Annotated in this window: 9 protein-coding genes; 1 reads left to right on the top strand and 8 read right to left on the bottom strand. The window is 36.5% G+C overall.

Features of this window, described 5'->3' with window-relative positions:
• Positions 1-1,070: 1,070 nt before the first annotated feature.
• From RCZ04_RS12075 to RCZ04_RS12055, 5 genes are read right to left on the bottom strand one after another with little or no spacing between them, the layout of a single operon-like run.
• Positions 1,071-1,280: a hypothetical protein gene (locus RCZ04_RS12075; protein ID WP_460486286.1), complete on the bottom strand. Its 210-nt coding sequence runs from the start codon at positions 1,278-1,280 to the stop codon at positions 1,071-1,073.
• A 21-nt stretch (positions 1,281-1,301) separates the two neighbouring features.
• Entirely contained in the window at positions 1,302-2,894 is a 1,593-nt protein-coding gene (locus RCZ04_RS12070; RefSeq protein ID WP_460486285.1) for a hypothetical protein, read from the bottom strand.
• A complete protein-coding gene (locus RCZ04_RS12065; RefSeq protein WP_460486284.1) occupies positions 2,891-3,346 on the bottom strand; it encodes a hypothetical protein in 456 nt (151 codons plus the stop codon). The genes RCZ04_RS12070 and RCZ04_RS12065 overlap by 4 nt, the downstream gene beginning before the upstream one ends.
• Before the next feature lie 4 nt (positions 3,347-3,350).
• Positions 3,351-3,896 carry a hypothetical protein gene (locus RCZ04_RS12060; protein ID WP_460486283.1) on the bottom strand — a complete coding sequence of 182 codons (546 nt, stop codon included), beginning with the start codon at positions 3,894-3,896 and terminating at the stop codon, positions 3,351-3,353.
• 23 nt (positions 3,897-3,919) lie between these two features.
• Positions 3,920-4,306 (bottom strand): hypothetical protein, encoded by a 387-nt coding sequence (locus tag RCZ04_RS12055; protein ID WP_460486282.1) that lies wholly within the window; start codon positions 4,304-4,306, stop codon positions 3,920-3,922.
• 160 nt (positions 4,307-4,466) lie between these two features.
• Here RCZ04_RS12055 and RCZ04_RS12050 point away from each other — a divergent pair, with 160 nt between their 5' ends.
• On the top strand, positions 4,467-4,763 hold the full coding sequence (locus RCZ04_RS12050) for a helix-turn-helix domain-containing protein (protein ID WP_460486281.1): 297 nt from the start codon (positions 4,467-4,469) through the stop codon (positions 4,761-4,763).
• 228 nt (positions 4,764-4,991) lie between these two features.
• Here the strand turns inward: RCZ04_RS12050 and RCZ04_RS12045 are convergent, their stop codons facing one another.
• The 3 genes from RCZ04_RS12045 to RCZ04_RS12035 all read right to left on the bottom strand — a co-directional run bounded on the left by RCZ04_RS12045 (position 4,992) and on the right by RCZ04_RS12035 (position 7,674).
• Positions 4,992-5,273, bottom strand: coding sequence for a helix-turn-helix domain-containing protein (locus tag RCZ04_RS12045; RefSeq protein ID WP_198472919.1), 282 nt, complete (start codon positions 5,271-5,273; stop codon positions 4,992-4,994).
• A 152-nt stretch (positions 5,274-5,425) separates the two neighbouring features.
• A complete protein-coding gene (locus tag RCZ04_RS12040) occupies positions 5,426-6,247 on the bottom strand; it encodes a hypothetical protein (RefSeq protein ID WP_460486280.1) in 822 nt (273 codons plus the stop codon).
• 62 nt (positions 6,248-6,309) lie between these two features.
• Entirely contained in the window at positions 6,310-7,674 is a 1,365-nt protein-coding gene (locus tag RCZ04_RS12035; protein WP_460486279.1) for a site-specific integrase, read from the bottom strand.
• Positions 7,675-7,918 lie beyond the last annotated feature (244 nt).

The raw sequence follows: 7,918 nt of genomic DNA, 5'->3' as shown, positions 1-7,918 counted from the left end.
GTTCAAGTCCCGCTCCGAGTACAACCCTTAACTACAACCCTTTGAATTTCAAAGGGTTTTATTTTTTCAAGGGCTGATTTAGCCGACATTTAGCCGAAAACTTTCAAAAAACTATTTTTCAGGGGTGTTTTTTTTACCTCCTGAATGTAACTATAAAAAATAAAATCACCGCCTCGTTATAGGTAGTGATTTTTTCTTTTTTATAAGGCGTAAAAATTCCACTGTTTTATGATTGCTTCCTGACTTTATACAAGTGTACGTTTTTTAACACTTGTTATCCTGATTGATATTACAACGAACAGGCATTTTTTTGCCCGTTTTATGATTTACTGAATTTTACTGAATGCTTACTGAAGCATTTTACCCCAGTTTAGCGTACATTTACCGCACCCTTTAACACAAAAGCGGATAATACCGCTTTTATGAAAAATACTGCCATTTATTGCACACCTACTGACAAAAGGGCATAATCATACACGGGCGGGGTATATTGAAAAATATTGAATGATGATCACTTTCAACTATATCAAAAGTTATAAAAAGTACTTTTTGTGTTAGTTCCTTGCTTTTGCCTGCTGTTAGGTTGCAACTTACAACCTTTTGCCCTGATAGGTTGCAACCTTTTGAGGTATGCTCAATTTTGCGGAGGTTTATCATTCAGGAGGTTTCCAAAATCTTTTGTAGGCTGTTTTATTTACTTCTAATTTAAACACGTTTGATTAAGTTCGTCCCTTGCTTATTTGCGTGGTTTATCACAAATCACGCCTTTTTAGTGCCTAACTGATTGATTATAAGTAATATTTTTATTTGCTGGTAACTTGCTAAATACTCTCAAAAACTTGCTTAATACCTCCCTTTGCTTCAATTGATTGAAAAGCAAATGCTTTTTTTTATATAAGGCGCAAAAAATACCCCTGCTCAAATCTGAACAAGGGTAAAAATATAATAACATAAAAACACAATAAAAAAAACAATTCAATTTTTCATTATTTCGTTCTTTGTGATATAAGTGTATTACTATACGGGTGATAATCAAAAATTGAGCCGTTTCCGTGCGTTTCTGAATAGTGCTACACGTTTTTTAAGTTCTGACTTTTTGCCGTGTAGTTAGCAAACTTAATCTTATTTATCAATTCAGTTGCCTCGTCCGTGTCTAATATCGCACTGACTTTTGTAGGTTTGCCCTCTTTGGGGGTAACCTCAACTTCTAATGATACAAACCAAAAACACGCCTCTTTGTGTGGTTTTGTCGTAATTCTAACTTTTGCTTTATTTTCCATAAATCGTTTTTTTTTGAATGTTTATAAATCTAAGGATAATTGATTTTTTAAATCACCACCCTGCATTATAGACCTTGTACCCTCTGATTTGTTATAATAACGATTGCGCACCTGCTTCGCCAACTGGTTTATAATAGTTTTCTCAAAAACTGGTTTAACGCCCGTGTGTGGTAATAACAAACTACAAAGCAATGAATATAAATGCTCGTCTGTCTCTTTTACGTGCATTATAGTATTCGTACGAATATAACGTGCATTCTCTTTTTCTAACTCCAAACTTATACCAGTTATAACACACTTACGCGGGTAGTCTTTTGATAACGGTTTAAGGTCTGTTTTTTGAGGTGTTTTTTTATCCAAATTTGCCACCCCGTTTTTAACCTCTTTTTGAGGTGTTTTTTCAGTATCTTTTAAGTCTGATTTTTCAGAGGGTAATATATCACAATCTTCCCCTATACTTAAACGGTAAGATTGTGATATTTTTTCATTTTCATAGGGCGGTAAGATTGTGATACTTTTTTCATCTTTTTGGGTGCTTTCATAGGGCGGTAAGATTGTGATACTTTTTTCATTTTCATAGGGCGGTAAGATTGTGATACTTTTTTCATTTTCATAGGGCGGTGAGGTAGTACCCAATTTTGTATTTTTAGGGGTGCTTTTTGCTTCCTGATTTGTCCCCGTTGGTTGCGGTGCTGCTGGCAGTGTATAATCACCCGCTTTGCCCTCAATCGTGGCGTTATACCCCGCTATCATTTGCCGCTGTATTTGCCCCTTATAGTTATCTGAATGCTTCTCAATTATGGTGCTTAATTGCTTGCGGCTATTTTTCTTTTGCTGTCTATCCAACCCCTCCCAAAAGGTTTTATTTTGGTACTCTAACACTTTGCGCTGCTTTGCCTCTGTTAGCCCCTCCGTTTTTAGGCTATAATCGTAATAAATCACCTCGTTAAACTCGTTATAAAGCAAATCAAACGCCTGCTTTAAGGTGGTTTCGTTAATGTCAGCAAGGGTACTAATGTTTATACCCGCCTCGATTAGTTTTTGCATTTTCATTACCTTAATCTCTACCCTTATCACCTCGTTAGGTAGTTCGTACTGCCTGCCTTTGTTATAAAGTTTAATGTAATATTGTGCGTGCTCAAACTGAATATAATTACCCCCGTGCTTTATGGTAGGGCTGTAATCGTTGCGGTGATATAGTACCCCTTTGAGAAAATCAAAGGGCGCAAAGGTAACCACGTTATTAACGCCTATTTCAATATTTTGCAAGGTGCAAATGTGCGGGCTAATATCAAGCACCCCGCAAAGGTGTGCAATTGTGTCCGTAATATCCTGCAAGGTAAATAAATCACCATTGTAGCCCTTATATTTATCTATTTGCGTACTGTTAGCAATTCCTTTTATAATGCTTCGGTATTTGTGCAAACTACCTGCAAGCACAAATCCCGCGCCCGTTGGTGTGATAGTCATATTTTTGTACAAATACGCTTCTTTTACCTCGCCCGTGTCTGTGTCGGTAGTCTCAACCGCAACGGCAAATGTACCCGCTTCACAAAGTTCCTGAAAGCGGGTATCGTTGCGGTAATTGATAAATGCTTTAAAATAGTCAATCATAGCCCTAAAGTCTTTTTTATATACCCTATTTGCCTGCTAATAAAGTCGCTTATCTCATTGGCGGGCGGGTAATAATTGGGGTATTCAAAAATTACCATTCTACTGTTATCGTATTTAAACACGAAAAACAAAAACGACACTTTACGGGTGTAGCCGTTCGCCTGCTTTTCTGATATATCACCGTAATAAATTAGGCTGTTATTAGTAGGGTATAGCCCCGTAATTGGGTCGCTCCATTTGCCACGCTTGCCATTATTCATTGAGGCGTTTTTATACCAAAAATCAACCCCGTGCGACTTGTTAAAGTGCCTTTGTAATGATATGTTTGCAAAGTCTTTAATGCGTGTCTTTGCCTCGTTACCACTTATCCAAATACGCTCGAAATGCTTCACCTCCTTAAACTTGTTGGAGGTCTCTAACTTATTAAATGAATGTATTATAATTTCGCTCATAATGTTATATATTTTCGTCAAACCTTGTGCCTTCTACCAACTTTTTAGCATTTGCTATAAAATCGGTAACACTCATAGAATTACCCTCAAAGAATGAATATACAAGGTTACCAAATTCATTGCTTACTACTGGTTCATTATCTAATTCAAAGCCCCTTGTAATACCTGCCACGTACCCTATTAGTGTGAATTTTGGTATTAATGATGTATCACTACAAATAAATTTTAAACGGTTATCCCATTTCCAAAGATTAGCAACCAACGCAAAAAACTCTGATATATCGGTATTGTTTAGCGGTATGCTTTGCATTGCTCTTTTCATTACCTTGTAGAAAGGTGTTAAGTTAAGTAGTGGTAAATTAGCCGACTTAAAAAAGTCGTTCAAACGCCTCGCTTTATAGATAGCGTCTAATAGGTACAGAGGTATTTTAAAGTCCGTACCCGTTACTTCGTCAAAATCATAATTTTGACTAATCACTATTGAAAAGTTATCGTATTCAAACTCCTCTATTGCTTTTTTTTCGTCTGTGTTTTTGTCTGTTATTCTCATTTTCTTATTGTGTTTTAAGGTTATTATACTAAGTTAAAATATTGTGCTTGTGCTGGTGTGCAAAGGGCTATTACCTTGTTAAGACTGCGTTTGTGTAGGCTGCTCAATATAGTATGCAATTTATTATCTAAATCATTCCAAAATCCCCAAGTATAGCCCGCTGTATTACCCCCGTCTATATAGTTGTAACAAGTATTAAATGCGTTAATGTTACGGGCTATTTGCTCGATACGTTCGGGGCTCGCTACTATCTTTTTACCTCTTTTAGGGTGTCTTAATCGGTAACTTTGCCAAGCAGATTTTAAAGCACTTGCAAAGGTGCGATACACGGGGCGCAACTCATTATAAAGGCGGTGCGCTTCTTTAAATACCCTGCTTCTAAAACTGTTATTTGTTACTTGCTTTTTCATAGTGTTTAAAATTATTGTTTTACTTTTACGGTGCAAAGATAAAACTATAATTTTATATACACAAGTTTTTTGCAAATTATTTTTTTATTTTTTTTAATTAATGTAAAAGTATAGTTTTATTTTACTATCTTTGCACCCTAATAACTAATATTTAAATGCTATGTTACGAATAAAAGAGATTGCAAAAGAAAAGGGTATCGCTTTAAACGATTTGGCTAATATGTTAGGTATTACCTACCAAGCATTAAACGCTCGCATTACTGGTAATCCTTCATTAAAGGTGCTTATTGAGTTGGCAAACGTTCTTGATGTAGATGTAAGGGACTTAATAGAGCCTACAAAAAACACTTTTAAACGCCCCTTATTTATCAAAGACGATAACGGGGTATTTATAGAGGTCGGTACACTCAATTTCCAAAAGTCTCAAATCACCCCGCCTGAAAGTCTTCAGGAGTAGCCCGCCAGGGATATGCACACCGCAACGGCTATTATTGTCCAATTTTGGACAGTAGTACCATAATCGGCAATATTTTTTGCCAACCTATTAACACCCCTCCCCGTATCTGGGTAGGGTGTTTTTTATTTGCTATTCAAAAAAATATTCTTACCTTTGCCACGTGTGAATTTGCACACCCACAATTTTTAAAAACGCATACAAAGGGGCTAAGTGCCTCTTTGTTTGTTTTTACCCCTCTTTTAGCCGTATTAGGGCACTATCTACCTCGTGCCGTTTGTAGTATATACGCGCACCTATACCGTACGCTTTTAACTTCCCTTGCTTCGTCCAATGGTGCAAAGTACTCATATTGATATTAAGCATTTTTTGCACCTCCTTACGTGTTAGGTACTCCGTTGGTTCTTTTGGTTGAAAATCTTTTTTTAGTTCTTTAAGTTCAGCACGCACCCCCTCCAAAATCATTGCTTGCAATTGCGCGGGGGTAGTTTGAATAAATTGTACTGTTTCCATTTTTCTAATGATTGTTTTTGTTTGTTTGCGGTGCAAAGGAATATTAGGTAAAAATTAAGTAGTACTTAAAAAGAATGAATGAATAATAATAAAAACGAAAAAGGCTCTAAGGAATAACCTTAAAGCCTTTGTATATAAGCAATTAGAATGTTTTATAACTTCTTAGCGACATAGCCTAACTTCTGTAATATTTGCCGTGCTTTCTCTTTATGTATCTTTTTGGGTGCATTTCGTTGGTCTGTATCGGGGCTAATAATCGGGTTTATATAAGTTTGTAAAGTCTTTGCTTCACCCCCTATAATAGCGCTCAATAAAGAGGCTATTTTATTAGTGTTGTTAATCGGATATGCTGTTTTTATTAGGTAATCAAAAATACCCAACTCCTGCAATATAGCAAGTCTCGTTTTTGTATCCATATCCTCTGAAAAGTCTATCAATTCAGGTTCAGGAGGTGGAGGCGTTGAGGTATCGCTTCCGTCCGTTTTTTCCATATAATCATTCAAACGAATACTTATAGGGGTATATTTTTGGTTTGGCTGTAACTCTTTTATTTTTGATTGTACCAACTTCCTAAACGTTCTAACACTGTAAAACTCATAAGGAAATAATAATGCTTCTAAGTTAATTATTTTCTCAGTTTGAAAAAGAATATTTTTTGCTTTTTTTCTATTCTCTATTTGTCGAGGTGTTAGTTCCTCAATTGTTTTAGGCATTATATAGGGTATTTCTATACCTGCATTTGTTCTTTCCTTTATAGCATTGTCTATATCTTCAGTAGTGAATTTTGCTTCCATTATCTCGCCCTCCTGAAAAAGATAAAACGATATATCCCAGTCCAATCTTTTTAACAACTCTAAATTAAAATCATCTGTATATGCTTTTAATATTTTTAGCATATCAAATTCCCCTAATTCATTTTCTCTAATGTAATTACATAATTCATAAACAGATAAATCTATTAATTCAATATTCATATTTCCACAATTTTTTAAAAACGTTATTCAATATTATTCAGGGCTACCCTCTAACCTTTGGATTATCCTATCTTCGTCCTCAAAGGTTTTAATGTAGGAACGTTCACCGCCTCCAACTCTTGCAGCCTATTAGCCGTTTGCAGTAGGTAGTCCGTTGCGGTTTTACCTATGTATGCTAAAAACGTGCTTTCCTTTGTGTGCCCCGTCATTTGCATAATAAAAGCCGTCTCCAATTTGCCATATAGGTTTGTAGCAAATGAACGCCTACACGTGTGAGAGCCTACCAGTTGCCACTTCTCAAACACGCCCTTAACCGTTCTTTTCACTCCCTTACTGGTGTAGTTACCCTTATCGTCCTGCTCTATAATATTACCCTTATCGTCCACCATACACACTTTGGAATGCTCGATAAGTTCGTTAATACCCGCTAATTTGCACACCTGCTTTATATATTGGTCAAACTTCTGTACCGATATTTTGTAAGGGAGTCCGTTATTCCTGATAGTGTTTATTTCCTGCAATGCTCCAACAATCGGAATGCGTGCTATTTTGCCCGTCTTTTGTTGTTTAAGTTCTACATACTCCACCCCGTCAATATGCTGTACAAAATTGCTTTCTGTAAGGTCTAACAAGTCGCCCCCGCGTTGTCCTAACAAGCACCCTAATAATAACCATTTGCGGGCGTTATCCAAACTTTTATTTTCAATCACACAACCACGCACCCTTTCCAAGTCCAATGCATTAAGATATACGGGCGTTTCTTTGTCAGGCGTTCCCTTTCCTACTTTTGTCAGTTGCGGGCTGGTTTCCATTCCCAACGCTTGCGCCTCGTTGCATACTGCCTTCAGGTTGTCAATAATTTTCAGGGCATAACTATCTTTATACCCTCTTTCATTCATTAGCCAGCCCAAAAACACTTTTTCAAAGGGAGTGTTTATATCCTTTGCCTTGTATCGTTTGCGGGTGTACGCCTGATAGTCTATAAAAATGCTTTTGAGGGTGTGATATGATTTCACACGGCTAACAGATAGCCCCAAAGTACCCCGTGCGTTTTTGCGTGTGGAGGCGTTCTGTATGATATGGTCTATTAGTTCAGTAATTAGGTCGCTTTGCTTTGTTGCGGTATCTGTTATTCGTTTAAAGTGTATATCCACTTTGTCTTTTAACCATTGCGTATTAATCACCTCGCCCCGTTGGTCTGATTGGTTCACACACTTTTCAATGAATTGTCGCAAGGCGTTCAGGTCTATTGCTGTATTTTTATGCTCTATTGCAGTAGTCTTTGGCAGTTGCTTTGCCACGCTCCACGCTTTAGAGTCTATAAATAGCCCCGTTTTACATTTGTAGTCTTTATCTCTACTAATGATTAAACGCACGTATATAGGAGCGTTATCACTTTTACTTTGAAGAATGAATTTTATAACCATATTACAACCACTATTTTTAAAAACATTGCAAAGATAAAAATAAAAAAATACACCTCCAAAAAGTTAGCCGACATTTAGCCGAAAATTAGCCGAAAATATGCAATTTTATACAATATCATACAATCACCGCACACTACTAAAACACTCTTTAAATATCTGTTTTTCATATAATTACATACTAAAAATTAAGCACTTACAAAAGCCCTGAAAATACGTGGTTACAGTCCCGCTCCGAGTACGATCT

The organism is Capnocytophaga sp. HP1101, from assembly GCF_054772415.1.
Note: the sequence above shows the minus strand (reverse complement) of the source record. Positions and strands in the feature narration are given on the sequence as shown.

What these genes read in the sequence shown, in the direction of transcription:
- RCZ04_RS12075 (WP_460486286.1), bottom strand. Translation starts at nt 1,280, where the DNA reads ATGGAAAATAAAGCAAAAGTTAGAATTACGACAAAACCACACAAAGAG.
- RCZ04_RS12070 (WP_460486285.1), bottom strand. Translation starts at nt 2,894, where the DNA reads ATGATTGACTATTTTAAAGCATTTATCAATTACCGCAACGATACCCGC.
- RCZ04_RS12065 (WP_460486284.1), bottom strand. Translation starts at nt 3,346, where the DNA reads ATGAGCGAAATTATAATACATTCATTTAATAAGTTAGAGACCTCCAAC.
- RCZ04_RS12060 (WP_460486283.1), bottom strand. Translation starts at nt 3,896, where the DNA reads ATGAGAATAACAGACAAAAACACAGACGAAAAAAAAGCAATAGAGGAG.
- RCZ04_RS12055 (WP_460486282.1), bottom strand. Translation starts at nt 4,306, where the DNA reads ATGAAAAAGCAAGTAACAAATAACAGTTTTAGAAGCAGGGTATTTAAA.
- RCZ04_RS12050 (WP_460486281.1), top strand. Translation starts at nt 4,467, where the DNA reads ATGTTACGAATAAAAGAGATTGCAAAAGAAAAGGGTATCGCTTTAAAC.
- RCZ04_RS12045 (WP_198472919.1), bottom strand. Translation starts at nt 5,273, where the DNA reads ATGGAAACAGTACAATTTATTCAAACTACCCCCGCGCAATTGCAAGCA.
- RCZ04_RS12040 (WP_460486280.1), bottom strand. Translation starts at nt 6,247, where the DNA reads ATGAATATTGAATTAATAGATTTATCTGTTTATGAATTATGTAATTAC.
- RCZ04_RS12035 (WP_460486279.1), bottom strand. Translation starts at nt 7,674, where the DNA reads ATGGTTATAAAATTCATTCTTCAAAGTAAAAGTGATAACGCTCCTATA.